This window comes from Labrenzia sp. THAF191a, assembly GCF_009363335.1.
Classification (GTDB): Bacteria; Pseudomonadota; Alphaproteobacteria; order Rhizobiales; family Stappiaceae; genus Roseibium; species Roseibium algicola.
Genome location: NZ_CP045333.1, coordinates 3,694,521 through 3,718,373, shown reverse-complemented (window position 1 = coordinate 3,718,373; position 23,853 = coordinate 3,694,521). Strand labels below are relative to the sequence as shown.

Here is a 23,853-nt window from a genome sequence, read left to right as displayed (position 1 = left end):
AAAACGGGACGATAACGGCCCGTCTGGCCTGTCCGGGAGTTTGCCATGCCGCGCGACATCAAGATTGCCCCCTCCATCCTCGCCTCCGATTTTTCCAAACTCGGCCAGGAAGTCCGCGACGTGGTGGAAGCGGGAGCCGACTGGATCCATCTCGATGTCATGGACGGCCACTTCGTGCCGAACATCACCTTCGGCCCGGATGTCATCGCCAAGCTGCGCCCGCACACGGACAAGATCTTCGACACCCACCTGATGATCGCGCCCTGCGATCCCTACCTGGAAGCCTTTGCAAAGGCAGGATCCGACATCATCACGGTTCATGCCGAGGCCGGCCCGCATCTCGACCGGTCTCTGCAGGCAATCCGCAATCTGGGCAAGAAGGCCGGTGTCTCGCTGAACCCGTCGACGCCGGAAAGCGTCATTGAATATGTTCTCGACCGGCTGGACCTCATTCTGGTGATGACGGTCAACCCGGGTTTCGGCGGTCAGAAATTCATCCAGTCGCAGGTCGAAAAGACCCGCCGCATCCGCCAGATGATCGGCGACCGCCCGATCGATCTCGAAATCGACGGCGGCGTCACCCCCGAAACCGCCCCCCTCGTTGCAGCGGCTGGTGCCAATGTTCTGGTGGCAGGGTCCGCAGTCTTCAAGGGCGGCACGGTCGAAAGCTATGCCGGCAATATCTCGGCGATCCGCAAGGCCGCGGAAGAGGCTTGAAGGCGGCGCGAGCTCTTTTAGAGTGCCCGGGTCATACGTCATGGGCTAAGCGCCTTTAAGGCAAACGCTGTTTTTGGCGGAAACGTTGCCACCGGCTGAGCAAGCGGCCCATCCTTCGAGACAGGCCTTTGGCCTTCCTCAGGATGAGGTGGCGGGAGGTATCAAGGCTGGGTGGCTGGAAGGCTGGGAGGCTGGGAGGCTGGGAGGCTGGGAGGCATCTTGCACCTCAGACTTCCCACACAAACACCCTCATCCTGAGGAGGACCTTTAGGTCCGTCTCGAAGGATGGGCCACACCCCCAACCGGCCCGTCCATTATTTGTCCAAGCCATGATATCCAGCATCGATGAAGGTTACTTTCTATATCCTCAGATGTTCGAACGGCAGCTATTACACAGGCGTCACGCGAAAGGATCTCGCGAGCCGAGTTAGTGAACATCAGCAAGGAACGTACGACAGTTACACAGCGCGCTACCGACCGGTTGAACTGGTGTTCAATTGCGAGTTCGAGCAGCTCACTGACGCAATTGCCTGTGAACGGCAGGTAAAGGGATGGCGGCGTGACAAGAAAGAAGCCTTGATCAAAGGTGAGTTCGACCTGCTTCCCGCGCTGTCGAAACGGGGTGAAACCGCATCAAAAAATTGAGCAAGTGGCCCATCCTTCGAGACAGCGCTTCGCGCTTCCTCAGGATGAGGTGGTGGGAACCTCTGATGTTCTGAAGCTTAGAGGCCATGAGGCCCTGATGTTCTCAGGCTCTGAGACAACTTTCACCTCAGACTCCCCACACAAACACCCTCATCTTGAGGAGGACCGTCAGGTCCGTCTCGAAAGATGGGCCCAAGGCACATTTTCCCCACGCCAGGCTGGCGCACACCAAATACTTCCGCATCGCGTCTTTCCGTTAAGACAATCCCTCGGTTAAGCTCTCCCCGTTAAAGACTGGGGGAATCGTCTTGGCGCATATGCAACGCAGTATCGGTCTGCTGAGCCTCACCTTTGTGGCGATCAGTGGAATTCTCGGATCTGGCTGGCTGTTCGCGCCCTTGATGGCTGCGCAAGCTGCCGGGCCGTCATCACTCATCGCCTGGATGATCGGCGGCTTCGCGATGCTGCTTCTTGCCGCCACCTTCGCCGAGATCGCGGCGATCCTGCCGGTTGCAGGGGGCATCGGCCGTGTGCCGCATTTCTCCCACGGGTCAGTCGTCTCCATGACAATGGGCTGGACGGCCTGGGTTGGCTACAATACCACCGCCACCATCGAGGTGGAGGCAGTACTGCGCTACTCCAAGAGCCTTGCCCCCTGGCTTTACGGGTCAGACGGGCTGCTCAGCGCTGCCGGACTGGCGGTTGCCTGCGTCCTGCTGGCGGTCTTCACGGTTCTCAATGCCTTTGGCGTCCGCTTCTTTGCCCGTCTCAACACGGCGCTCACCTGGGTCAAGATCCTTGTCCCGGCCGGATTGGCCGCCGTTATCCTCACCTCCGAGTTCCGATATGCCAACTTCAGCGAATACGGCGGCTTTGCCCCCGAGGGGCTGAAGGGCATTCTTTCGGCGATCTCCACCGGTGGCGTGATCTTCGCCCTGATCGGGTTCCGCCACGTGATCGACATGGCCGGGGAAGCCCGCAATCCGAAGGTGAACGTGCCGCTGGCGCTGGTGATCAGTCTGGTCGTCTGCCTGCTGATCTATGGCGGCCTGCAGCTCGCCTTCCTGGGCGCCCTTGATCAGTCACAGCTCAAGCAAGGCTGGGCGGCGCTCAGCTTCCCGGGCGAGCTGGGCCCCATGGCGGCCCTTGCGACCGCCGTCGGCGCGCTCTGGATCGTCAGCATTCTGGACAGCAGTGCCCGCATCTCCAGCTTTGCCTCGGCGCTAGTTTCCGTCGGCTCGAATGCCCGCCTCGGCCTTGCCATGGCCCAGAACGGTCTCTTTCCGAAGTTCATGGAAACCCTTTCGGCGCGCGGCGTGCCGCTGTTCGCTTTGCTGATCAACTTCGTTGTCTCGGCTTTGTTCTTCTTCATTCTGCCATTCAACGAAGTGCTCGCCCTCAACACGTCATCCATCGTGTTGTCTTTCGTCGTCGGCCCTGTCGCCGTGCTGGCCTTCCGCCAGCTGATGGCCGACGCCCCGCGCGCCTTCGTGCTGCCGGCTGCGCCTGTCACCGGGTGTCTTGCCTTCGTAGTCGCCAGCCTGATCATCTACTGGAGCGGCTGGGACACCATGCTGCATCTGGGCGTCTGCCTGCTCATCGGTTTCCTGCTGATGATCTACCGCAACAGCAGAGGCGGCTTCGATAGCCTGGACTGGCGCGAGGCGGCCTGGCTTGCTCCCTATCTTGCAGGTCTTGTGCTCATTTCCTGGCTTGGATCCTTCGGCGGCGGTGCGGGCTACCTGCCGGTCGGACCGGATATCGCCGTGGTTTCTGCTCTGGCAGTCGCGGTCTACATCCTGGCGGTGCGTCTGCGCCTTCGCCAGGACAAGTTCGATCTCTACATGGCCGAGGAAAAGGCTGACGAGCGGATGGAATACGGCGACGGCGCGTGAGGCTGTTCAAGATCCAGCCTAGCTGAAACGACGGCCAGGCACGGGTTTCCCCGCCTGCCCTGGCAGCTTGTCCTTCAAACCCGAGGGATAGAGCTCAAGCCCTTTGGCGGCCAGTTCGTCAAGCGTGATCCAGCGTGCCGTCCCGACCGTGTCATCGTTCACTTCGTAAACGATGGTATCGGTCCGGTAGTAGCTGTTGTCGGTAAAATGGGCGTGGCACAGGAAAACAATCTCGTGGCCTGCGACGCCATGATGATCGTAGATGTTCTCCATGACGATATACTCGTCGAGCAGAGTGATCCTTGCTCCCAGTTCTTCCAGGAACTCACGCTGGAGCGTATCGCGCCAGGGCTCGCCAAACTCCACGGTGCCGCCAAGCGGCCTCATGCCGGTGATACGCCCCGTATCGTTCCGCACGTCGGACAGAAGCAGCGCGTCATCCTGCCAGATCAGGGCAAGAGCCTTGACCGCAATCGTGTTAGCCGGCCGCCAGATTGTCATCCGTGTCTCCTCAAAGACAGTCGCATCGCTCTCATGTGCACCGTAAAATTCACATTCGGGCACTTTGCTGCAAGCAAAAACCGCGTCTCCGCATTGAAGGGGCAGCGCCCCTCTGCTATTCCGCAGCCAGATTTTCCACATACGAGGTCCATTCGCCGATGATCCCGCGCTATTCCCGTCCCGACATGGTTGCCATCTGGTCGCCGGAATCGAAGTTCCGCATCTGGTTCGAGATCGAGGCCCATGCCTGCGACGCACTGGCCGAGCTCGGGGTCATTCCGAAGGAAGCGGCAAAGACCATTTGGGAAAAGGGTGGGAGCGCCACGTTCGACATCGACCGCATCGACGAGATCGAGCGCGAGACCAAACACGACGTCATCGCCTTCCTGACTCATCTGGCGGAAATCGTTGGCCCGGATGCCCGTTTCGTGCACCAGGGCATGACCTCTTCCGATGTGCTCGACACCTGCTTCAACGTCCAGCTGGTCAAGGCAACCGACATGCTGCTGGCCGACATGGACGCCCTGCTTGCCGCGATCAAGCGCCGGGCAATGGAACACAAGGACACCGTCTGCATCGGCCGCTCCCACGGCATCCATGCCGAACCGGTAACCTTTGGTCTGAAGATGGCCGAAGCCTATGCCGAGTTCGACCGCTGCAAGAAGCGCTTGCTGGCGGCTCGTGAGGAAATCGCCACCTGCGCCATTTCCGGTGCGGTCGGCACCTTCGCAAATATCGACCCTGCCGTGGAAGAACACGTCGCCAAGGCCATGGGCCTCCAGGCCGAACCGGTCTCCACCCAGGTGATCCCGCGTGATCGTCACGCAATGTATTTCGCGACCCTCGGCGTGATCGCCTCCTCCATCGAGCGCGTGGCAACGGAAGTCCGCCACCTGCAGCGCACCGAGGTTCTGGAAGCGGAAGAATTCTTCTCCAAGGGCCAGAAGGGCTCGTCGGCAATGCCGCACAAGCGCAACCCCGTCCTGACCGAAAACCTGACCGGTCTTGCCCGTATCGTCCGCGGCTTCTCCATTCCCGCAATGGAAAACGTGGCTCTCTGGCACGAGCGCGACATTTCGCATTCTTCCGTCGAGCGCATGATCGGCCCGGACGCGACCATCACCCTGGATTTTGCTCTGGCCCGCCTGACGGGCGTTATCGACAAGCTGCTGGTTTATCCGGAGCGCATGATCGGCAACATGGACCGTCTCGGTGGCCTTGTGCATTCCCAGCGTATCCTGCTCGCCCTCACCCAGGCAGGCTCCTCCCGCGAGGACGCATACCGTCTGGTCCAGCGCAACGCCATGAAGGTCTGGGACAGCTACCAGGTGGCCGGTGCTGCCTCGGTCGACTTCCTGACCGAACTTCTGAACGACGCGGATGTGCGCAAATATCTGTCCGAAGAAGAAATCCGCGACCGCTTCGACCTCGGCTACCACACCAAGAATGTCGATGTAATCTTCGAACGGGTGTTCGGCGAAGCTTAAGGCGCCACCGAAACGCGGTGGGTTCGTCATCCCGGACGCAGCGACGCGAAGATCCGGGATCGGAGAACCAGGTCGTAACGACATTGGGAGAGCCACGGCAAAACCTGTGGCTCTCCAATCCCGGCTCGCACTTCGGTTGGCCGGGATGGCCCCGGAAGATAAAACGAAGGCAGCGAGGACCGGAGGTATTCGCCTCCCTTTCCTCTTTGGTCGGGAGATTGCACATGTCCGGCGAAAAATCCCTTGTTGCCTGGCAGCGCATCGAAGCGCTTTTCATCCTGATTGCTTCGCTGGTCCTCTATTTCTGGACAGGGGCACCGTGGCTGACGTTTGTCATCCTCATTCTGGTGCCCGACCTGTCGATGCTGGGCTACTTGGCCAATCCACGCGTTGGCGCCCTGATCTACAATCTCTTTCACACCTACATCGGCCCGGCCCTCCTGATGGGGCTTGGCGTCCTGCTCACGGATTATGATCTGGATCCCTACGCCTTCTGGGATTTTGCTCCGATCGCGATCATCTGGACCGCCCACATTGCGTTCGACCGGGTTCTGGGCTACGGCCTGAAGAGCCCTGAAGGGTTCAAGATCACTCACCTTGGCCGGATCGGCCGTCAGGATAGCTGAATCATGAAAATCGCCGTCGTCTCGGACATTCACGGCAATGTCCTGGCCCTTGAGGCCGTGCTTGCAGACCTGAAACTGGAAGCACCGGACCTGATCGTCAATCTGGGTGACTGCATTTCCGGTCCGCTCTGGCCGGAGGAAACTGCTGCCATCCTGCGTGAGACTGCCTGGCCGACCGTTCGCGGCAACCATGACCGTGTCGTCCTGGACGATCCGATCGACAAAATGGGACCGACCGACGTCTTTGCCGCAGAGCGTCTTTCCCAGGCAAGCCGCGACTGGCTGGCAACAAGCCAGCCGACCATACGCCTGACGGACGAGATTTTCCTGTGTCACGGCACCCCGGACAACGATGACCGCTACCTGACTGAAAAGGTGGATGGGCCGAAGGGACACTTGCCGGACGAACAGACCTTGCTGGACGAGTTGAAGGGCGAAACCGCTCCCGTCATCTGTTGCGGTCACACGCACATTCCAAGGGTCATCCGTCTTCAGAAAACCGGGCAGATCCTGCTCAATCCGGGCAGCGTCGGCTTGCCGTCCTACGAAGACGACCATCCGCACCGGCATGTCATGGAAGCCGGCAGTCCGCATGCCCGCTATGCCCTGATGACAAACAATCACGGAGCATGGAACTTTCAGGAAAAGATCCTGACATATGATTGGGATACGGCAGCCGCCGAAGCGGAAAAGAACGGGCGTCCGGGTTGGGCCCGTGCCCTGAAACACGGATTTTACGGCCCACTTTCCTGAGATCTTCGCGATCACAAATGACGGAGCATGACCATTTCGGGGAACGAAGCCGGGCGCTCCACGTTTTATATCCATGATTAGCATGGAGTATGTGATGTCGATCTGGAAATCCGTTTTAAGTCACGCCGCCATTGGCGGTCTTGCAGTGAGCCTGGCTTTGCCGGCCTTCGCCGCTCCGCTACCGCTGCTCAAGACCGCGCCGGTGCCGGTTCAGACGCACTCGGAAGCCCCGGCGAACGTCCTCAAGGTCGACCACAGAAGAGGCCATAACCCGCATCGCGGCTACAACAATCGTAACGGACGCCACTATTACAACGGGCACCGGGGTTACCGGAAATATCGTCAGGGCTACCGGCGTTACAACGGCTGGTGGTTCCCGCCGGCTGCTTTTGCCTTCGGCTTCGGCGTTGCTCCGGGCCCCCGCTATGCGGCCCCACCTCGCTACGCAGCCCCCCCGCGCTACGCCGCCCCGCCTCGCTACGGCCGTGGCTACAGCCCGGCGCACTATCAGTGGTGTGGTCAGCGTTATCGGTCTTACCGCCCTGGCGACAACAGCTTCCAGCCCTATCACGGACCACGCCGTGTATGCGTCTCGCCCTATGGGCCGTGATTCAAGCTGAAGCCGACAAACATCGAGCCGGTCCTTTGGGCCGGCTCTTTTAGTTTGCCCCAGCCGTCACCCCGAAGGCTGAGAAACGCAAACGGCGCTCAGATCCGAAGGCCGATACCTTGCCAGCTGATTCTTCCAGCCTACCAAACATCCGGCACCTTCCTTGCCGCGATTGACAAGCGCCCGGAAAAACTGCGAGACAGCGGCACATCTTCGACAGCCACGCAAAAGGTGTACCCCGTGAAAATTTCAGACACCGATATTCTGCTTGTTCCAGGTTACGGTCAGACGCTGCCGGGCCATTGGCTGTTGCGCTGGCGCGACAAGATGCCGACGGCCCGGGTCGTGAAACAGGCAGAGCTGCATCGTCCGAGCAAGAAGGAATGGCTGGAAACGCTGGTGAAAGCGGTTGCTTCCGCCGAACGGCCCGTTGTGCTTGTCGCACATTCGCTTGGCTGCATCCTGGTCGCCCACGGCGCCCATGCGCTGAAGGACAAGATTGCCGGCGCCTATCTCGTCGCTCCTTCCGACTGGGACCGCGAGGAGCTGGTGGCGGAATTCGATGGCGGCGACTTCAAGCCCATTCCCGAACATCCCTTGCCCTTCCCTGCGCACCTTGTCGCCAGCCGGGACGACCCATATTGCGACTACGCCCGTGCCGAGCATTTCGCCAAGGTCTGGGGCACCACCTTCCAGGACGCCGGAGCCGCCGGCCACATCAACCTGGAAAGCGGCCACGGCCCCTGGCCGGAAGGCATGATGTCCTTTGCCCATTTCATGAAGAAGCTCGGCTGACGGCTGTCAGGTCCGTGCAGAGGAAGCGTCCATCAACGCTCCGAGGCGCGTGGCCACCCAATAGCTCACCGGAATGGCGATAGCGGCGCCTGTCGCCGCACCGCCGACCAGCAGCAGAGCATTGAATGTGCCGACACCGTAGATCGATAACGGAACCAGTGCACCAAGGCCGGCAAGCGTCGGGCCGATGATGATGAACAGGATCATTGCCAGTTTCCACATGAGGATCTCCCATCGGGAAAGCGGCGGTTCTCCGTCCTGAGCTACAGCGGCAACAGTGGTTGATTATGAGACATAATCAACTTTGTTGTTGAAGCTCAGAACCGTCGCGGTTTCGATATCTGAATACTTTCGCAATATCGAAATTATGACATTGACCCAGGTCAAGCTTCCGCAAGAAGAGCAAATCAATATCCGGCGGCGGGTCCTGTGCCCTGCTCCGCCAGCCAGGCCACTTCCTTGAGCGCCGCCCGGGCGGAATGGTCAAGAAAGAGCGTGTCGACGCCGTGTGACATCAACCGGAACCCCTGATTATAGGCTTCCTCGACCTTGTCGGCGTTGAGGCAGAAAACCCCGGCAAGTTTTCCGGCCGCGAGCGCCTTTTCCGCAATCTCACCGGCAACTTCGCCGGTATGTGCCCCGTTCGGATCGAGCGAAGCGCCTTTTGACAACGCAAGGGAAAGATCGCTCGGACCGACAAACACGCCATCAAGACTGTCGACGCTCAGGATCTCGTCCAGCGCGTCGATCGCGTCCTGGGTTTCGATCATGGCAAAGGCAAGGGTCTGTGCATTGGCGTTTTCGAGATACTGGTCCCGCGTCTGGCCGCTCAGCATGGCTGCCCGGAACGGCGACCAGCTGCGTTCGCCGATCGGCGGATACTTGACAGCCCGCGCAAAGGTTTCCGCGTCGCGAAGGGAATTGATCATCGGCGCGATGATGCAATCGGCCCCCATGTCGATCAGCCGTCCCGCCAGGGCGTTGTCACCGACGGGAATGCGGGCAATGCGGTGTGCCCCGGCAAGAGCAATGGCTGCCATCGCCTCGCACGCCGATGCAAAATCATACATGCCGTGCTGAAGATCGAGCGTAACCGCCTCGTATCCCGAGCGCGCAAACAACTCCGGAACCATGGGCGCGGACAATTGGGACCAGCCGGTAATGACGGCTTTTCCGGAACGCAACTTGTCGGCAAGAAAGGCATTATCTGACACGGGTCGTCTCCTCCGATAGAGGAGGTATCAAATCCGTCCGCCGACACAACCGCAAGCGCTGTTTTTGCAATTCTGGGAGCTTGGTTGACGCCAAGGGAGATGGGGATTTTCTTCTTCCAGGCCGGAAAAGCCCCAACTTGCCGATCATCATGCCCGTCAAAAAAAACGCCCGCCGTTTCCGGCGGGCGTTTGAAACTGACAATCGAAGAAAGCTTCGATCAGCCTTCTTTCTGCAACTGGTCGACAGCCGTGTGCATCAGTTCGTCCATGGTGCGACGAATCTGATGATCGGACTGCTCGACCTTGTTTGCGTCGAAATCTTCGCGAAGCTTGCGGAAAACGTCTTCCTCGCCCGGCTCTTCGAAATCGGCCCGGACAACTTCCTTGGCGTATTCGTCGGCCTTCTCGCCTTCAAAGCCCAGAAGACCTGCCGCCCACAAACCCAGCAACTTGTTGCGGCGTGCGGTTGCCTTGAACCGCAGCTCCTCGTCATGCGCAAACTTGTTTTCAAACCCCTGCTCGCGCTTGTCGAATGTGCTCATACTCATCGTCTCCTGAACTGCGCTGATGCACTTCCCCCCATATGGGGCTGATTTGGTCTCTTGCATATCCCCGCAAGCCGATCAAATCAACGCAGTACGTACACTCATGCGTCAAAAGCATAACCGCCCTGCGAACTCTCCGGAAACATAAGATTGTACTTTTGCCCGGCTTCGGTTAAGTTCCGCGCCGCAAAACAGGGCCTGCTGCCTTCAAGCATCGGCCGGTTGACGACAAACGTCCCGGTGGATTTTCAGACAAGGTAAGCATGTTCCGTCAAAGGTTTCTCTAAAAGATACGGTATAGCCTATGAACCGCCGCCGGCGCATTTACGAAGGTAAGGGCAAGATCCTTTACGAAGGTCCGGAACCGGGAACCCTGGTTCAGCACTTCAAGGACGACGCGACTGCCTTCAACAACAAGAAACACGAGATTGTTGACGGCAAAGGCGTGCTCAACAACCGGATTTCCGAATATATCTTCAATCATCTGAATGCCATCGGCATCCCGACTCACTTCATTCGCCGCCTCAACATGCGCGAACAGCTGATCCGGGAAGTCGAGATCATTCCGCTGGAAGTGGTCGTGCGCAACGTCGCCGCCGGTTCCATCGCCACCCGTCTGGGCCTGGAAGAAGGCACGCAGCTGCCGCGCTCCATCATCGAGTTCTATTACAAGAACGATGAGCTCAACGACCCGATGGTCGCCGAAGAACACATCACCGCCTTTGGCTGGGCCACCCCGCAGGAACTGGACGACATGATGGCGCTTGCCATCCGTGTCAACGATTTCCTGTGCGGCCTGTTCCTGGGCGTCGGCATCCGTCTTGTCGATTTCAAGATCGAATGTGGCCGTCTGTTCGAAGGCGACATGATGCGCATCGTCGTCGCCGACGAGATTTCCCCGGACAGCTGCCGCCTGTGGGACATCGAAACCAACGACAAGATGGACAAGGACCGCTTCCGCCGCGACATGGGCGGCATGCTGGAAGCCTACCAGGAAGTTGCCAAGCGGCTGGGGATCATGATCACCAGCGAACGTCCGGCAGGCTCCGGACCGACCCTGGTCAAGTAAAACCCGCTGCTGATGCAGTATTGACACAGGCCGGCGCAATCGCCGCTAACGGCCCTAACGTCAGTATTGCAACCAAAGGTATTGCAAACTATGACGCCCCCTTGTTCAACGAGGGGGCGTCATGTCTTTTAGATTTTCTTTCATTTTCAAAGCCGTATCGATTGCACTTCTGTGCGGCTTTCTTGCAGCCTGTCAAACCACGGGCCTGAAGCCCGGCAGCATATCCTCCAGCTTTGCACCCAAGGGTTGGGCCAGCAAGCAGAACGGCAACAAGGCCGTCTATGTTTGTCTGCCATCCACCTGCAAATCGCCTGAAGTTGTCGTTGTGGGTCCGATCGAGGTCAAGGGCGACACGGAAACAGCCATCCGGCAAAACCTGATCTCTGCCGAATTGATGAATGCCGTCGGCAACATTGCGAACGTGGCCTCGAAGGGGCAGGTCCGTCTCAAAACCAATCGCCGTGTCGTCACCAAATCCTATTCCGGCTTCGACATGACTGCCAGGTACCGGACGGACAAAGGCAACGTCTATGTTGCCGCACGCATCATCATTCAAAACGACCGCGGCAGCACCGTTGCCTCCTTTGCGACATCAAGCTCCAGGGCAAAGACAAATCTCGACCGCTTCCTGAAGCAGACAACGATCAAACGCCTGCCGTAAATCGCAGGTTTTCTGCACACAGGCCTTTCGCAAATGGGGCTCCTCGTGTATGGGGAGCCCCAAAGTCATTCAACTGCAGAATCTGCAGTCTGCTGCGGGGATCCCAATCATGAAAGCACGTGTGATCGTCACCCTGAAAAACGGTGTTCTCGATCCTCAGGGAAAAGCCATCGAAGGCGCGCTCGGCGGCCTCGGCTTCGGCGACGTCGGCTCCGTTCGTCAGGGCAAGGTGTTCGATGTCGAACTGACCGGCACCGACAAGGAAGCCGCCAAGGCTGAACTGGAGCAGATGTGCGAAAAGCTGCTCGCCAACACTGTCATCGAGAACTACGCGATCGAGATCGCCTGACCGAAACTTCGACACCGGGGCACCACCGATGGATGACGATACCCGCACGGCCCTGATCTTCATGGCCACCAAAGCGGCGATATTCATCCTGGTGCCCGCAATCGCGGCCTTGATAGCCGTACTTGTTCTGCTCTGAACCGACTGGATTGCACACATGAAAACCGCAGTCATCGTTTTCCCCGGCTCCAACCGCGACCGCGACATGTTCCACGCACTGGAACTGATCACCGGCACCAGGCCGCAGAGCGTCTGGCACACGGAAAGCACCCTGCCGGATGTGGATCTTGTGGTTGTTCCCGGCGGCTTTTCCTACGGCGACTATCTGCGCTCCGGTGCAATTGCAGCCCGCTCCCCGATCCTCAAGGATCTTGTTGCCAAGGCCGACAGCGGCGTCGCCGTCCTTGGCGTTTGCAACGGCTTCCAGATCCTGACCGAGGCCGGCCTGCTTCCCGGTGCCCTGATGCGCAACGCCGGCCTGACGTTCGTCTGCCGCGAAGTCCTGATGGAAACGGTCAACACCGCGACGCGGTTTTCCTCGAAGTTCGAAAAAGGCCAGGTCTGGCGTTGCCCGGTTGCCCATCACGACGGCAACTACTTCGCCGACGCTGACACGCTGAAGCAGATCGAAGACAACGGCCAGGTCGTTTTCCGCTATGCGGGCGACACAAATCCGAACGGCTCCATCAACAACATTGCCGGCATCATGAATGCCAAAGGCAACGTTCTCGGTATGATGCCGCACCCGGAAAACCTGATCGAGCCGCTCAATGGCGGCCTCGACGGGCGGATCCTGTTCGAAAGCCTGCTGGAAGCAGCCTGAAAATCATCCGGGAGGCGGACATGACGGACCTGACACTCGACAAGGACGCCAGAACCCGCCTCGCCTCCGAGATCAAGCATTATCTCGAAACAGACCTGGACATCGACATCGGCAACATGGATGCCGAATTGCTGATCGATTTCCTGACACCATCTCTCGGGGCCAGGTTCTACAACCTCGGACTCAAGGACGCCCAGGCGCTGCTCGCCCGCAAGGTCGACGACATCAACGACGAACTCTACGCCTTGGAAAAACCGGTACAGGATCGCGGTTGAGCTGCACTGGGCGACGTGGCGTGGTTAGTGCCGTCCAGTTGGAATTCCGCAGGCTAGAAGTCTTCCCCCCCTCACCCTCCTTGTCATCCCCGCGAAGGCGGGGATCCAGTAACCGGCCGCCTGGACCGCTTTACCCATCCCGTCAGCCCTGAAGGCTACTGGATCCCGGTCTTGGCGCTTTGCGCCAAACCGGGATGACAAGAGGGTTGGGAAAGACGCAGTCGCCTGACCATCGAAGTATGAATGCGGTACCTACACGCGCTCCAATCCGCCAGAACCTCACGAACCAAAGCCGCCCTCACCTCCCTTGTCATCCCCGCGAAGGCGGGGATCCAGTAACCGGCTGCCTCGACCGCTTTGCCCATCCCTTTGGCCCTTATGGCTACTGGATCCCGGTCTTGGCGTTGTGCACCAAACCGGGATGACAAAAACGGGGCCTAGAGAGGTTCAGCGAACAGACGGTTCAGGCCGCCTGGCTGCGCTTTTGTTTGGGAGAGTAGCCGAACCGGCGGGAGAAGGCCCTGGAAAAGGCCGCCGGACTTGCGAAGCCGCAGAGGCTCGCGACGGCCTTGACCTGCCTGCCGGTTTCCAGCTCCGAGCGGGCAATATCCAACCGCCAGTTCGAGAGATAACCCATGGGTGTCGTCCCGACGAGTTCCTTGAACGTCACCGCGAACTGGGTGCGCGACATGCCGGCGGTCTCGGCCAGTTTTTCCAGCGTCCAGTGTTCTCCGGGCACCTCGTGGATTGCCACCAGGGCGGCTGCGATCCGCGGGTTTGCAAGACCGTTCAGGAGGCCGGTATCGGCCTTGCCCTCTTCCATGGCATGACGCAGCAGGCGGATCACCACCACTTCGCACAAACGCTGGAAGGCAGCCTGCCCGCCGCACCTGGGCATTGTCGCCTCCTCGATCAGCGGCGTCACGACAGCGGTGAGATATGGATCTTCCGACATGGGCACGGAAATGCAGTCCGGCAAGGCACTGACCAATTGCCTGCCGACACCTGATATCTTGATCCGGGCAGCGACAAGCGACGTTTCGTCGGGGGCTGCTTCCATGCCGGCAAGTACGGCAGATCCGTCCCGCTCCGGGCAGAAAACCAGTCTCTGCCCTCTCTCAGGGCTATCATAGACCCTCAGGTTGGCATCGCTTTCGCTCCCGTCCGCTGCCAGTGAAATGTCCACCTGCACGCGGAGCCGGTCGATGAGCGAAGACAGCCGGTCCAGCCTTCCATTAAAGGACGTGCGATATGGGACCGACATTTCCGTACTCCTGAGCATATTTTTTGAATGTTTATAGCGCTTGCGTTCACTACCTTACAGCCATCTGCAGGGAAATGTGAAGCCTTGCCTAGCCAAATGAGGAAAACATGCTCGTTCCACGCCAACCGGTACCCGGCCTCACGGTCGAAACCCTCAGCTCCGGCACCTTTGATCTGTCCAAGGATAACGCCGACTTTGCAACGCTGGTCGTGTTCTACCGCGGCCTTCATTGTCCGATCTGCGCCACTTACCTGAAGGAACTCGGCCGTCTGACTGCCGACTTCGCGGCCAAGGGCGTCAAGACGATCGCAATTTCGTCGGACGACAAGGACCGTACGGAAAAGATGGCGGAAAAGGTCGGCCACGCTGATCTGCGCTTTGGCTACGGCCTGCCGCTTAACGTTGCGAGGGAATGGGGACTTTATGTTTCAACCAGCCGCGGCACCACCTCGATCGGCATCGAGGAACCTGCGCTGTTTTCCGAGCCGGGTGTCTTTCTTGTCAGACCGGACGGCACGCTCTATTTCGCCTCCGTCCAGACCATGCCTTTCGTGCGTCCGCACTTCCAGGAAATGGTCGGTGCACTCGATTTCGTTCAGAAGAACGACTATCCGGCACGCGGCGAATATACCGGTACAGTCTGACGGCACCTTGATACGGAATTGAAAACAAGGATGCCGGACACGGGCTGCATCGTGTCCGGCATCAACAAAGACTAGCCAGGGGTAGCAGGTCCTTGTTATGGGGGATCGCCAAAGATCTCCGCATCAATACCGGCCCTTGCGCCGGCTTTCGGTATCCCAGAAGGGGCGCATTGCCTCGGCAAGCGCAGCTTCCCGGGTCAGTCCAAGGTCCTCAAGGGCCGCGTCTGACAATTCCAGAAGTTCCAGGCGGGTCCGGCGCCTCACAAACCAATCCTTCAGATAGCTGAAAGCCGTTTTGGTAAAACCGCCGGGAATCCGGAGCCGCGATATCGGGCGCCCGGATATTGTTTCGATTGAACTCATTTGAGACATCTCCAGGGTGACAATTGCATCAATTGGGCGCATTGTTGCGCTACAATCATATGAATTGACTCCATTCGGGATGCAATATATTAAATTGTCACCATGACAAATTGGCACCCAGAGATTCCCGAGGGCCAAGGGCCCCTCTACATCCGGCTGGCGGACCGCATCGCCGAGGATATTGCCACTGGCGCGCTTGGCGCCGGTTCCAAACTGCCGCCGCAGCGCGATCTTGCGTATGATCTGGGTGTCACTGTCGGCACCATAGGACGCGCCTACGCCCTGATCCGTCAGCGTGGCCTCGTCAGTGGCGAAGTCGGGCGCGGCACATTCGTGCTCGGCAGCACCTATGAACCGTCACTCGAAGAAGACACCAAACCGGACCTTGACCGGCCGACACAGCAGACCAACGGCTCAGCCGCGCATGACATGGCCGCCTCTTCCTGGACGCAAGGGGCGATGCACATGCCTAAGGATGTCGCCTTTGGCGGCACCCGGGTCATGGTGCCTTCGCCAGAGGCAATCCGCTTCGACAGCACATCCGCTCCCGAGATCGGCCAGGCCGGTGTCATCGGACGGCTGACGGCAGACATCACCCGTGATGCGCCGTACGAAATTGCCAGCTACACCCGCTCCGTGCCTGAAAGCTGGCGCCAGGCCGGGCGGATCTGGCTGTCCCGTGCCGGCTGGCAGCCGCCGGAAGGCAGCATCGTGCCGACGACAGGCGCCCAGGCGGCAATCATGGCAATCATCGCGGCAACGACAGCGCCTGGCGATCAGGTCGCCTTCGAGGAACTGACCTACAGCTCGATTGCCCGTGGCGCGGCTCTCTCCGGCCGCCGGCCGGTGCAGATTGCAAGGGACGACGAAGGTCCCCTACCCGAAGATCTCGCAAGGGTCTGCGCGCAGAAACACCCGAAGCTGCTGTTCGTGATGCCGACCATGCATAATCCGACGCTCGGCATGATGGGTGAACAGCGCCGTGCGGACATTGTAACCATCGCCCGCCAGTACAATCTCTGGATCATCGAGGACGAGGTCTACGGTTCCTTGCGCGAAACCTCGCCGCCCCCGCTCGCCGCACTGGCACCGGAGCGTACCTTTCATGTCGGCTCGCTGTCCAAGTCCGTGACGGCAGGCGTGCGTGGCGGCTGGGTTTCCAGCCCGCTGTCTCACGCACAGCGGATCTACACCGCCCACAAGATGCTGACCGGCGGCATATCCTTTCTCCTGTCGGAACTGTCGTCCCGGCTGGTTCTTTCCGGCGCTGCCGACGAATTCCGTCAGAAAATCCTCGCGGAAGTCTCCGCCCGTTTCGAACTGGTGCAGAATTATCTCGGTGCCTACGACATGTTTGCCGCTGCCGACGCGCCGTTTCTCTGGCTGAAGCTTCCCGAACCCTGGCTCTCCGGCACCTTCAAGGCGGCGGCCGCTGCCGCCAATGTGCTGATCGACGATGAAGACGAGTTCAAGACCGGCCGATCCGGCAAGGTCTATCACCGCGTTCGCATCGGCATCACCAACCCGATGACCCGGCAGGAAACCGCGAAGGGTCTGCTTATCCTGCAAAATTTGCTGGAGGACAGCGGCGCCTGCTACGACAGTTTCGAATAGCGACCCTTTGAAGGCGGAGAAATATGTCTGAAACCAGCTTGCTCTTCTTGATCCTGCCAGCCTTCGCAGTCGTCTTCGCCCTGTTCTGGTCGCTGATCGTCTTTGTCATCGCCCATACAGGTGGCTGGGCGGGACTGGCAAAAGCCTACCCGGCAAACCGGAAACCGGAAGGCCGCACCTGGAACTGGCGCACCATCCGGTTCGGTCTCTTCGGCAACTACCGCAACAGCGTGGATGTAACCCTGTCCGATGCAGGTCTCCACATGTACCCGATCTTTGTCTTCAGGATCGGCCACAAGCCGATACTCATTCCGTGGACCGCGGTCACGGACGCACATCGCCGCGATCTCTGGTTTTCACCGACGCTGACGCTTTCAGTCCCTGTGACAGGAAACGGCAATGAAAGACGGGTGTCCTTCTACGGTGCGGAGTTCGTCGAGGCGATCGAGGACTGTCTGAGGCGCAATGGCAACGGCAACGGCAACGCTCTCCGCAGGTAAGCAAACCACCGGTTTGACTGCCTCATATCGCTCGATACGGAAACACGTTTTCCTTGTCCTTCACCTGCGCTGCTGACAATGTGAACTGACTACCGGGAGGTTGTGATGACAGGGTCTGTGCCTTTGTGGGTGAAACTGGCCGGCGTGGCAGCGGCTGTCTATTGCATCGCCGTCTTCGGAACCGTCTACCGCTACAATCAGTCCATCCTGGAAAGCGCCAGCTTCGCCGAAATCACCGGCGGTGGCTTCATCTACAACTACCGCATCGCCGACATTCGGGCGGGCATCACGGTTGGCCTCGTAAAACCCCTGCCGCTTGGCACCCGGCTCATTGCCGAGTTTGAAAGCCCGCAAGGTGGCAAGATCGAGGTCGAAAAGGCCGTTTCCCATGCCAAGCGCAACTACAGTTTCGAGACACCATCCCTCAGCGATGTTGAAGCCGAACGCACCTATGCGGCAGTTCTTCATGTCATCGACGCAAAGACGGGCGAGGAAATAGAGCGCCACGAAAAGGGTCTCAAATCCAGTGTCGCGCCGAAGGCGATGCCGGCAAAACCGCTTACCATCGGCCCCGGGTATCACGTCAATCCGGATATCCGGCCGGCACCAAAGGGCTAGACCGTTAGCCGTCGTGGGAAGTTCTTTTGCTATCGCGCGAAAAAAGTTTGCGCGGCACCTTAAAAGCCATTGTCCGGTGCAATCCGGCACACCATCTGCCAGCGACGTGTCCTCGGGATCTCCAAAATGACTGTCTTTGAAATTGCGCTCGGCCTGGTTCTCCTCGTGGCCGGTGGTGACGTGCTTGTGCGCGGTTCTGTCGGCCTTGCAAAACGCTTCGGCATCTCCGAACTTCTGATCGGCTTGGTCCTTGTAGGCTTCGGCACTTCGACACCGGAACTGATGACGAGCGTGCTGGCGGCACTCAACGGGTCTGCCGGCCTGGCTGTCGGCAATGTCGCCGGCTCGAACATCGCCAATATCCTGCTCATTCTGGGGCTGACGGCCGTCATCTCACCGTTGCTGGTCGACCCCAAAGCGTTGCTTCGCGACGGTCCGGCCAACGCTCTGGCAGCCCTCGCTTTCACGGGCCTTGCATTGTCCGGCTTGATTGGACGGGAAGCAGGCCTGGTCCTGATACTCACCCTGGCGGTCTATCTTGTTGTCACCTACCGGATGGAAAAAGGCACGCAAACGCCTTCGGCAGAACTGCACAGGGGTGAAGTCCAGCTTGTCGCTCAAAAAACCGGACAGCTGAACCTGCTGCTCAATCTGGCGATGGCATTTGGCGGACTGGTAATGATCCTGGGCGGAGCACACTTTCTGGTGTCCGGCGCAACCAGCCTTGCGCAGGCAGCGGGCATCAGCGACGCGGTTATCGGCGTCACCATCGTCGCGGTCGGCACGTCCCTGCCTGAGCTGGTCACCTCGGTGATCGCAGCTCTCAAGCGTCAGACAGATATTGCCCTTGGCAACATCCTTGGCTCCAACCTCTTCAATATCCTGGGCATTCTGGGCATTACCGCGGTTATCACCCCCCTCCAGGTCCCGCAGGAAATCATGAGCTTCGACATCTGGGTTTTGTTGGGGGCTACAGTGATCCTTCTGGTCTTTGCCATGACGGGCGGCCGTATCTGTCGGCGCGAGGGCGCCATCATGCTCCTGGCCTATGCCGGCTATACAGGTTACGTCCTCCACAACGCCCTCGGATGAACCTCCTCAGAAAAGTCGGACCTAGCGCAAAGGGGAGATCTTCTCCTGCCTGCCCAAACCGGCGGAGACTTTACTCCGCCGGCCAGAAGGACAGTTTCAGCGACTGCTTCTGACGGGGACCGCAATCGGGCGGATCGGTGAGCCGGTGGCGCCACGCAGTTTCAGCGGCGAGGTAATGAAGGCAAATTCATGCACCTCGTCCCTTGCCAGGTCTTCCAGCCACAAGAGCTCGATAAACGAGACACCCTTCTGCGCCAGCAGATAGGAATGAACAGGTGCGAAATTGTCCGGGTTGGTGGACGGGAAACTTTCCAGACCCAGGTTATCCGCGCCCAGCACCATCGCCTTTTGCTCCTCCGCCAGCCACCTTGCGGCATCAAGGCCAAGCCCTGACTGGCTGAACAGCGCCAGTTTTGACTTGTCCGGCCAATGCTGCATCTGGCCGGTACGGATGAGCACCACATCACCTTCCTGCAAGCTGGTTCCCTGCGCATCCAGCGCGGTTTTCAGATCATCCACCGTAATGGCGTAGGACGCCGGCAGCACATCCACACCCTTGGCCTTCGCAACGTCGATCAGCACGCCGCGCGCAATGATGGGTGGATACTTGTCCGCACCCGATTTCGCCCACCCGCGCGCACCCTGCGCCTCGTCGGCGCTAACGTTGTTCCAGATTTTCCCGTGAAGCCCGAAGTGACTGAGCGTGTCGATATGGGTTCCCGTGTGGGTATTCATCGAAATCGCTTCGCTGGAATGCGAAAGGAGCTCCTTGCTGCCATCCCCGCGCGCCGGCGTATGAAGCATCATCATCTGGTAAGTCGGATCTCCAAAGGCGGCACTGCAACAATCGGGCATGCCGACAAAGAGATCCACGCCGAGATCATAAATCTTGCCGGCATCGATGCGCTGCAAGATCTCCAACCGGGAGGCATCGCTCATCATGTTGAGTGTGCCGATCTCGTCTTCCGGTCCCCATGGACTTTCACCCACCTGATCGCCTTCCGCGAAAACCGGTGAACCGGCGAGGGTCGCGGCCATGAGCGTGGCTGCAAAAAGCTTACGGGTCTGATTCATCAAGTCTTGCACCAGTGGAATTCCTTCCTCTCAAAACCCCGTGCATGCAGGAACGACCGGCAAGGCGATTCCGTTCGCGGAGGATTGCTCCTCCACGTTTCAGCAGGACGGATTGCCTGACAGGGTTTTCGGTTTTCAGAACAGGCGCATTCGAACGCGCCCGGCACGATTAGGACAATTGCCCTAAAATCGAATTAGGACAATCGTCCAAATCTGTCAAGACTGCAACCAAATGCACTGAAACACCCGTATTGCAGCCATCTCCGCTTTGCCGGTGAGACTTTTACGAACCTTATTTTCCCTTGATACCGGGCTTGAATTCGAACTTGCGCCGGTTGGAATGCACTGCGCTGTCAGGTGGAAGAACGTCTGCAAGGCCAATCGCATCGCCCGCGATCAAATTTGTCGAATTTCTTTGCACCGCAAGGCTCCCAAATTGGGGGACAATCTGCTAAACGGCGGCATCATCGTCTGCCCGTGCCGTCGCGGCCCCACCCATTGGCCAGAAACACTGGCCAAAAACAGTGAAACGTCATGATCCCGAACGACATCAAGATCACGCCCGACCTGATTGCTTCCCACGGTCTGAAGCCGGATGAATATGAGCGCATCCTGGAACTGATCGGCCGCGAGCCGACCTTCACCGAGCTGGGCATCTTTTCAGCCATGTGGAACGAGCACTGCTCGTACAAATCCTCCAAGAAATGGCTGAAGACCCTGCCGACCGAAGGTCCGCGCGTGCTTCAGGGCCCGGGTGAAAACGCGGGTGTGGTCGATATCGGCGATGGCCAAGCCGTGGTCTTCAAGATGGAGAGCCACAACCACCCGTCCTACATCGAGCCTTACCAGGGCGCTGCAACCGGTGTCGGCGGCATCCTGCGTGACGTCTTCACCATGGGCGCGCGTCCGGTTGCGGCCATGAATGCCCTGCGCTTCGGCGAACCCGATCATCCGCGCACCCGTCACCTCGTCTCCGGCGTCGTTTCCGGTGTTGGCGGCTACGGCAACTCCTTTGGCGTTCCGACAGTCGGCGGCGAAGTCGAGTTCCACGCCCGCTACAACGGCAACTGCCTGGTCAACGCCTTTGCGGCAGGCCTTGCAAAATCGGATGCGATCTTCCTGGCGAAGGCCGAAGGCGTCGGCCTGCCGGTCGTCTATCTCGGCGCCAAGACCGGCCGTGACGGTGTCGGCGGCGCGACCATGGCTTCGGCGGAATTCGACGATACGATCGAAGAAAAGCGCCCCACCGTTCAGGTTGGCGATCCCTTCACCGAAAAGTGCCTGCTGGAAGCCTGCCTTGAGCTCATGGAGACCGGTGCGGTCATCGCCATCCAGGACATGGGTGCGGCCGGTCTTACCTGTTCTGCCGTTGAAATGGGCGCCAGCGGCGACCTCGGCATCGAGCTGGACCTGGACAAGGTTCCGGTGCGCGAAGAACAGATGAGCGCCTACGAAATGATGCTTTCGGAAAGCCAGGAGCGCATGCTCATGGTCCTGCGTCCGGAAAAGGAACACGAAGCCGAAGCCATCTTCAAGAAATGGGGCCTCGACTTCGCCATCGTCGGCAAGACCACCGACACGCTGCGTTTCATCGTCAAGCACCAAGGCGAAGTCGTCGCCGATCTGCCGATCAAGGAACTCGGTGACGAAGCCCCCGAATATGATCGTCCCTGGGTCGAGCCGAAAAAGCGCCCCGTTCTGTCGGCGTCCGAAATCGAGGAACCGGCGGACTATGCCGAAGCTCTCAAGACCCTGGTCGGCAACGCCAACGGCTCGTCCCGCCGCTGGGTCTATGAACAATACGACACGCTGATCCAGGGCAATTCGGCCGCGACGCCGGGCGGTGATGCCGGTGTCATCCGCGTGGAAGGCACCCGCAAAGGCCTGTCCTTCTCCGTTGACGTGACACCGCGCTATTGCGAGGCGGACCCGTTTGAAGGTGGCAAGCAGGCCGTTGCCGAAGTGTGGCGCAACCTGACCGCCGTCGGCTCCGAACCGCTGGCTGCAACCGACAACCTGAATTTCGGCAACCCGGAAAAGCCGGAAATCATGGGCCAGTTCGTCGGCTGCATCAAAGGCATCGGCGAAGCCTGCCGGGAGCTAGAGTTCCCGATAGTCTCCGGCAACGTGTCGCTCTATAACGAGACCCATGGCGAAGCGATCCTGCCGACCCCGGCCATTGGCGGTGTCGGCCTGCTGCCGGACGTCACGGTGCGTGCGGGCGCAGCCTTCGTAAACGAAGGCGACGCAATCCTGCTCATCGGTGGCAAGGGCACCCATCTGGGCGCATCCCAATATCTCGCGGATATTCTGGGTCGTGAGGAAGGCGCTCCGCCGCCGGTCGACTTGGCGGCAGAAAAGCGCCGCGGCACGCTGGTTCGCCAGCTCATCGGCGCAGCCCGTCTGACGGCTGTACACGATATTTCTTCCGGCGGCCTGGGTGTCGCTCTCGCCGAGATGGCGATGTCCGGCGGCATCGGCGCAACGGTCAAGATCGATGGGCCGGCCCATGCCGCGCTCTTCGGTGAAGACCAGGGACGCTACGTCGTCACTGTTTCCCAGGACAAGGTGGAAGCCGTTCTGGAAGACATTCTGGACGGCGGTATCGACGTTCAACAAATCGGCACCACCGGTGGCACGGATTTGACTGTTGAAGGCATACTCACCATATCCGTTGCAAACTTGAAAAAAGCGCACGAAGATTGGTTCCCGAATTACATGGCAACGGCATAAGCCGTTTGACCTTCAGGAACTTAACAACAGGACGGACGCACGATGCCGATGAACGCAAATGAGATCGAGACCCTGATCAAGGCGGCTTTGCCCGATGCTCAGGTCGAGATCCGGGATTTGGCTGGAGACGGCGATCACTACGCAGCGAATGTTGTCTCGGAATCCTTCCGCGGCAAGAGTCGCGTGCAGCAGCATCAGCTGGTTTACGAGGCACTGAAAGGCAACATGGGCGGCGCTTTGCACGCCCTCGCCCTTCAGACCAAGGCACCGGATTGAGTTGACACATTGCCGCGCAGGCAGCGCGAGCACTTGAATCTGCCGCCGGATCTCGCCAGATAGGCGGCAAAGAGACAAAGGACGGACCCATGAGCATCCAGGACTGGATCAAGAACGAAGTCGACACCAACGACGTTGTGCTTTTCATGAAAGGCACGCCGAACTTCCCGCAGTGCGGTTTTTCCGGTCAGGTCGTACAGATCCTTGACTATGTTGGCGCTCCTTACAAAGGCATCAACGTTCTGGAAGACGACGATCTGCGCCAGGGCATCAAGGAATTCACCAACTGGCCGACCATTCCGCAGCTTTACGTGAAAGGTGAATTCGTCGGCGGCTGTGACATCATCCGCGAAATGTTCCAGAACCAGGAACTGCAGGGCCTTCTCACGGAAAAAGGCATCGAGACCACTCAGCAGACCGCCTGAGCCTGAATCGATTTCTGAAGACAGCTTTCCAAGGGGCGGTTCTACCGCCCCTTTTTCGTGTCTGCGGGGGTTCCCAACGAGCGTAATTATCGGGAATTGGAGAGCCAGGCTCCGGCTTGAAACGACCAGGATCCCTGGCCGCAGGCGGCTATCCGATCCCGGCTCGCGTTTCGCTTGTCCGGTATGACGATGGTGAGGGAACGAGCCGGGCGATGGTGGAAGATGCTCTTTTCGGGCGTGTTGAGTTTCGTCCCCTCACGTCATTCCGGACAAGTGAGGCAACGCCGA

Annotated in this window: 29 protein-coding genes; 22 read left to right on the top strand and 7 right to left on the bottom strand. The window is 59.4% G+C overall.

The features are described 5' to 3' along the window. Nucleotides 1-45: 45 nt before the first annotated feature. The 3 genes from rpe to FIV05_RS17080 all read left to right on the top strand — a co-directional run bounded on the left by rpe (nt 46) and on the right by FIV05_RS17080 (nt 3,257). The gene (gene rpe / locus FIV05_RS17095; protein ID WP_077292552.1) at nt 46-717 is read left to right on the top strand and encodes a ribulose-phosphate 3-epimerase; all 672 of its coding nucleotides are present in this window, start codon (nt 46-48) and stop codon (nt 715-717) included. A 345-nt stretch (nt 718-1,062) separates the two neighbouring features. Next, a complete protein-coding gene (locus FIV05_RS17085; RefSeq protein ID WP_152510392.1) occupies nt 1,063-1,362 on the top strand; it encodes a GIY-YIG nuclease family protein in 300 nt (99 codons plus the stop codon). Nucleotides 1,363-1,679: 317 nt separating this feature from the next. After that, complete coding sequence (locus FIV05_RS17080) at nt 1,680-3,257, top strand: APC family permease (RefSeq protein ID WP_152511962.1); 1,578 nt, start codon at nt 1,680-1,682, stop codon at nt 3,255-3,257. A gap of 18 nt (nt 3,258-3,275) precedes the next feature. Here the strand turns inward: FIV05_RS17080 and FIV05_RS17075 are convergent, their stop codons facing one another. After that, nucleotides 3,276-3,758 carry an NUDIX domain-containing protein gene (locus FIV05_RS17075; protein WP_031269247.1) on the bottom strand — a complete coding sequence of 161 codons (483 nt, stop codon included), beginning with the start codon at nt 3,756-3,758 and terminating at the stop codon, nt 3,276-3,278. Nucleotides 3,759-3,916: 158 nt separating this feature from the next. Between FIV05_RS17075 and purB the strand changes: the two genes are divergently transcribed. From purB to FIV05_RS17050, 5 genes are all read left to right on the top strand, one after another. Beyond that, complete coding sequence (purB, locus tag FIV05_RS17070; protein WP_023000891.1) at nt 3,917-5,245, top strand: adenylosuccinate lyase; 1,329 nt, start codon at nt 3,917-3,919, stop codon at nt 5,243-5,245. A 224-nt stretch (nt 5,246-5,469) separates the two neighbouring features. Beyond that, on the top strand, nt 5,470-5,871 hold the full coding sequence (locus tag FIV05_RS17065) for a DUF4260 domain-containing protein (RefSeq protein WP_062488387.1): 402 nt from the start codon (nt 5,470-5,472) through the stop codon (nt 5,869-5,871). A gap of 3 nt (nt 5,872-5,874) precedes the next feature. Further along, nucleotides 5,875-6,624, top strand: a complete 750-nt coding sequence (locus FIV05_RS17060; RefSeq protein WP_152510391.1) for a metallophosphoesterase family protein — start codon at nt 5,875-5,877, stop codon at nt 6,622-6,624. A gap of 73 nt (nt 6,625-6,697) precedes the next feature. After that, nucleotides 6,698-7,234, top strand: a complete 537-nt coding sequence (locus FIV05_RS17055) for a BA14K family protein (protein ID WP_353622173.1) — start codon at nt 6,698-6,700, stop codon at nt 7,232-7,234. Nucleotides 7,235-7,474: 240 nt separating this feature from the next. Further along, nucleotides 7,475-8,029: an alpha/beta fold hydrolase gene (locus FIV05_RS17050; protein WP_152510390.1), complete on the top strand. Its 555-nt coding sequence runs from the start codon at nt 7,475-7,477 to the stop codon at nt 8,027-8,029. A gap of 6 nt (nt 8,030-8,035) precedes the next feature. Here the strand turns inward: FIV05_RS17050 and FIV05_RS17045 are convergent, their stop codons facing one another. The 3 genes from FIV05_RS17045 to FIV05_RS17035 form a co-directional block, all read right to left on the bottom strand. Continuing rightward, entirely contained in the window at nt 8,036-8,251 is a 216-nt protein-coding gene (locus FIV05_RS17045) for a hypothetical protein (RefSeq protein WP_055655054.1), read from the bottom strand. Nucleotides 8,252-8,436: 185 nt separating this feature from the next. Further along, nucleotides 8,437-9,243, bottom strand: coding sequence for an aldolase/citrate lyase family protein (locus FIV05_RS17040; RefSeq protein ID WP_152510389.1), 807 nt, complete (start codon nt 9,241-9,243; stop codon nt 8,437-8,439). Nucleotides 9,244-9,461: 218 nt separating this feature from the next. After that, entirely contained in the window at nt 9,462-9,785 is a 324-nt protein-coding gene (locus tag FIV05_RS17035; RefSeq protein WP_023000884.1) for a DUF1476 domain-containing protein, read from the bottom strand. 307 nt (nt 9,786-10,092) lie between these two features. Between FIV05_RS17035 and purC the strand changes: the two genes are divergently transcribed. From purC to FIV05_RS17005, 6 genes are all read left to right on the top strand, one after another. Further along, nucleotides 10,093-10,857, top strand: coding sequence for a phosphoribosylaminoimidazolesuccinocarboxamide synthase (gene purC / locus FIV05_RS17030; protein WP_006932454.1), 765 nt, complete (start codon nt 10,093-10,095; stop codon nt 10,855-10,857). 121 nt (nt 10,858-10,978) lie between these two features. Further along, complete coding sequence (locus FIV05_RS17025) at nt 10,979-11,518, top strand: hypothetical protein (RefSeq protein ID WP_062488383.1); 540 nt, start codon at nt 10,979-10,981, stop codon at nt 11,516-11,518. Nucleotides 11,519-11,624: 106 nt separating this feature from the next. Continuing rightward, nucleotides 11,625-11,867 carry a phosphoribosylformylglycinamidine synthase subunit PurS gene (gene purS, locus FIV05_RS17020; RefSeq protein ID WP_031269246.1) on the top strand — a complete coding sequence of 81 codons (243 nt, stop codon included), beginning with the start codon at nt 11,625-11,627 and terminating at the stop codon, nt 11,865-11,867. 28 nt (nt 11,868-11,895) lie between these two features. Beyond that, nucleotides 11,896-12,003 carry a phosphoribosylformylglycinamidine synthase-associated small membrane protein gene (locus FIV05_RS31900; protein WP_023000881.1) on the top strand — a complete coding sequence of 36 codons (108 nt, stop codon included), beginning with the start codon at nt 11,896-11,898 and terminating at the stop codon, nt 12,001-12,003. Between the two features lie 18 nt (nt 12,004-12,021). Further along, a complete protein-coding gene (gene purQ / locus FIV05_RS17010; protein WP_152510388.1) occupies nt 12,022-12,687 on the top strand; it encodes a phosphoribosylformylglycinamidine synthase subunit PurQ in 666 nt (221 codons plus the stop codon). Between the two features lie 20 nt (nt 12,688-12,707). Beyond that, complete coding sequence (locus tag FIV05_RS17005; protein WP_006932460.1) at nt 12,708-12,962, top strand: DUF2164 domain-containing protein; 255 nt, start codon at nt 12,708-12,710, stop codon at nt 12,960-12,962. A 463-nt stretch (nt 12,963-13,425) separates the two neighbouring features. Here FIV05_RS17005 and FIV05_RS17000 read toward each other — a convergent pair whose 3' ends face one another. After that, a complete protein-coding gene (locus FIV05_RS17000; protein ID WP_152510387.1) occupies nt 13,426-14,226 on the bottom strand; it encodes an AraC family transcriptional regulator in 801 nt (266 codons plus the stop codon). Between the two features lie 107 nt (nt 14,227-14,333). On the opposite strand from FIV05_RS17000, the gene FIV05_RS16995 reads away from it, so the two are divergent. Further along, entirely contained in the window at nt 14,334-14,870 is a 537-nt protein-coding gene (locus FIV05_RS16995; RefSeq protein ID WP_152510386.1) for a peroxiredoxin-like family protein, read from the top strand. Nucleotides 14,871-14,993: 123 nt separating this feature from the next. Here the strand turns inward: FIV05_RS16995 and FIV05_RS31895 are convergent, their stop codons facing one another. Continuing rightward, nucleotides 14,994-15,134: a DUF1127 domain-containing protein gene (locus FIV05_RS31895; protein WP_229597942.1), complete on the bottom strand. Its 141-nt coding sequence runs from the start codon at nt 15,132-15,134 to the stop codon at nt 14,994-14,996. A 201-nt stretch (nt 15,135-15,335) separates the two neighbouring features. Here FIV05_RS31895 and FIV05_RS16985 point away from each other — a divergent pair, with 201 nt between their 5' ends. From FIV05_RS16985 to FIV05_RS16970, 4 genes are all read left to right on the top strand, one after another. After that, nucleotides 15,336-16,847, top strand: a complete 1,512-nt coding sequence (locus tag FIV05_RS16985) for a PLP-dependent aminotransferase family protein (protein WP_152510385.1) — start codon at nt 15,336-15,338, stop codon at nt 16,845-16,847. A gap of 23 nt (nt 16,848-16,870) precedes the next feature. Further along, nucleotides 16,871-17,347 carry a hypothetical protein gene (locus tag FIV05_RS16980; RefSeq protein ID WP_152510384.1) on the top strand — a complete coding sequence of 159 codons (477 nt, stop codon included), beginning with the start codon at nt 16,871-16,873 and terminating at the stop codon, nt 17,345-17,347. 105 nt (nt 17,348-17,452) lie between these two features. Then, entirely contained in the window at nt 17,453-17,965 is a 513-nt protein-coding gene (locus FIV05_RS16975; protein WP_152510383.1) for a hypothetical protein, read from the top strand. Between the two features lie 126 nt (nt 17,966-18,091). Beyond that, nucleotides 18,092-19,057, top strand: a complete 966-nt coding sequence (locus FIV05_RS16970) for a calcium/sodium antiporter (RefSeq protein ID WP_173013876.1) — start codon at nt 18,092-18,094, stop codon at nt 19,055-19,057. Nucleotides 19,058-19,153: 96 nt separating this feature from the next. Here the strand turns inward: FIV05_RS16970 and FIV05_RS16965 are convergent, their stop codons facing one another. Continuing rightward, entirely contained in the window at nt 19,154-20,131 is a 978-nt protein-coding gene (locus FIV05_RS16965; RefSeq protein WP_152510381.1) for a cyclase family protein, read from the bottom strand. Nucleotides 20,132-20,665: 534 nt separating this feature from the next. Here FIV05_RS16965 and purL point away from each other — a divergent pair. The 3 genes from purL (at nt 20,666) to grxD (ending at nt 23,565) form a co-directional block, all read left to right on the top strand. Further along, a complete protein-coding gene (purL, locus tag FIV05_RS16960; protein WP_023000870.1) occupies nt 20,666-22,864 on the top strand; it encodes a phosphoribosylformylglycinamidine synthase subunit PurL in 2,199 nt (732 codons plus the stop codon). A gap of 42 nt (nt 22,865-22,906) precedes the next feature. After that, nucleotides 22,907-23,140: a BolA family transcriptional regulator gene (locus FIV05_RS16955; RefSeq protein WP_006932469.1), complete on the top strand. Its 234-nt coding sequence runs from the start codon at nt 22,907-22,909 to the stop codon at nt 23,138-23,140. A gap of 89 nt (nt 23,141-23,229) precedes the next feature. Next, entirely contained in the window at nt 23,230-23,565 is a 336-nt protein-coding gene (gene grxD, locus FIV05_RS16950) for a Grx4 family monothiol glutaredoxin (RefSeq protein ID WP_023000869.1), read from the top strand. Nucleotides 23,566-23,853: the final 288 nt, after the last annotated feature.

Excerpts from the sequence above, each read along its gene's own strand:
- rpe (WP_077292552.1), top strand. The coding sequence starts at position 46 with ATGCCGCGCGACATCAAGATTGCCCCCTCCATCCTCGCCTCCGATTTT.
- FIV05_RS17085 (WP_152510392.1), top strand. The coding sequence starts at position 1,063 with ATGAAGGTTACTTTCTATATCCTCAGATGTTCGAACGGCAGCTATTAC.
- FIV05_RS17080 (WP_152511962.1), top strand. The coding sequence starts at position 1,680 with ATGCAACGCAGTATCGGTCTGCTGAGCCTCACCTTTGTGGCGATCAGT.
- FIV05_RS17075 (WP_031269247.1), bottom strand. The coding sequence starts at position 3,758 with ATGACAATCTGGCGGCCGGCTAACACGATTGCGGTCAAGGCTCTTGCC.
- purB (WP_023000891.1), top strand. The coding sequence starts at position 3,917 with ATGATCCCGCGCTATTCCCGTCCCGACATGGTTGCCATCTGGTCGCCG.
- FIV05_RS17065 (WP_062488387.1), top strand. The coding sequence starts at position 5,470 with ATGTCCGGCGAAAAATCCCTTGTTGCCTGGCAGCGCATCGAAGCGCTT.
- FIV05_RS17060 (WP_152510391.1), top strand. The coding sequence starts at position 5,875 with ATGAAAATCGCCGTCGTCTCGGACATTCACGGCAATGTCCTGGCCCTT.
- FIV05_RS17055 (WP_353622173.1), top strand. The coding sequence starts at position 6,698 with ATGATTAGCATGGAGTATGTGATGTCGATCTGGAAATCCGTTTTAAGT.
- FIV05_RS17045 (WP_055655054.1), bottom strand. The coding sequence starts at position 8,251 with ATGTGGAAACTGGCAATGATCCTGTTCATCATCATCGGCCCGACGCTT.
- FIV05_RS17035 (WP_023000884.1), bottom strand. The coding sequence starts at position 9,785 with ATGAGCACATTCGACAAGCGCGAGCAGGGGTTTGAAAACAAGTTTGCG.
- purC (WP_006932454.1), top strand. The coding sequence starts at position 10,093 with ATGAACCGCCGCCGGCGCATTTACGAAGGTAAGGGCAAGATCCTTTAC.
- FIV05_RS17025 (WP_062488383.1), top strand. The coding sequence starts at position 10,979 with ATGTCTTTTAGATTTTCTTTCATTTTCAAAGCCGTATCGATTGCACTT.
- FIV05_RS31900 (WP_023000881.1), top strand. The coding sequence starts at position 11,896 with ATGGATGACGATACCCGCACGGCCCTGATCTTCATGGCCACCAAAGCG.
- purQ (WP_152510388.1), top strand. The coding sequence starts at position 12,022 with ATGAAAACCGCAGTCATCGTTTTCCCCGGCTCCAACCGCGACCGCGAC.
- FIV05_RS17005 (WP_006932460.1), top strand. The coding sequence starts at position 12,708 with ATGACGGACCTGACACTCGACAAGGACGCCAGAACCCGCCTCGCCTCC.
- FIV05_RS17000 (WP_152510387.1), bottom strand. The coding sequence starts at position 14,226 with ATGTCGGTCCCATATCGCACGTCCTTTAATGGAAGGCTGGACCGGCTG.
- FIV05_RS16995 (WP_152510386.1), top strand. The coding sequence starts at position 14,334 with ATGCTCGTTCCACGCCAACCGGTACCCGGCCTCACGGTCGAAACCCTC.
- FIV05_RS16985 (WP_152510385.1), top strand. The coding sequence starts at position 15,336 with ATGACAAATTGGCACCCAGAGATTCCCGAGGGCCAAGGGCCCCTCTAC.
- FIV05_RS16980 (WP_152510384.1), top strand. The coding sequence starts at position 16,871 with ATGTCTGAAACCAGCTTGCTCTTCTTGATCCTGCCAGCCTTCGCAGTC.
- FIV05_RS16975 (WP_152510383.1), top strand. The coding sequence starts at position 17,453 with ATGACAGGGTCTGTGCCTTTGTGGGTGAAACTGGCCGGCGTGGCAGCG.
- FIV05_RS16970 (WP_173013876.1), top strand. The coding sequence starts at position 18,092 with ATGACTGTCTTTGAAATTGCGCTCGGCCTGGTTCTCCTCGTGGCCGGT.
- FIV05_RS16965 (WP_152510381.1), bottom strand. The coding sequence starts at position 20,131 with ATGAATCAGACCCGTAAGCTTTTTGCAGCCACGCTCATGGCCGCGACC.
- purL (WP_023000870.1), top strand. The coding sequence starts at position 20,666 with ATGATCCCGAACGACATCAAGATCACGCCCGACCTGATTGCTTCCCAC.
- FIV05_RS16955 (WP_006932469.1), top strand. The coding sequence starts at position 22,907 with ATGCCGATGAACGCAAATGAGATCGAGACCCTGATCAAGGCGGCTTTG.
- grxD (WP_023000869.1), top strand. The coding sequence starts at position 23,230 with ATGAGCATCCAGGACTGGATCAAGAACGAAGTCGACACCAACGACGTT.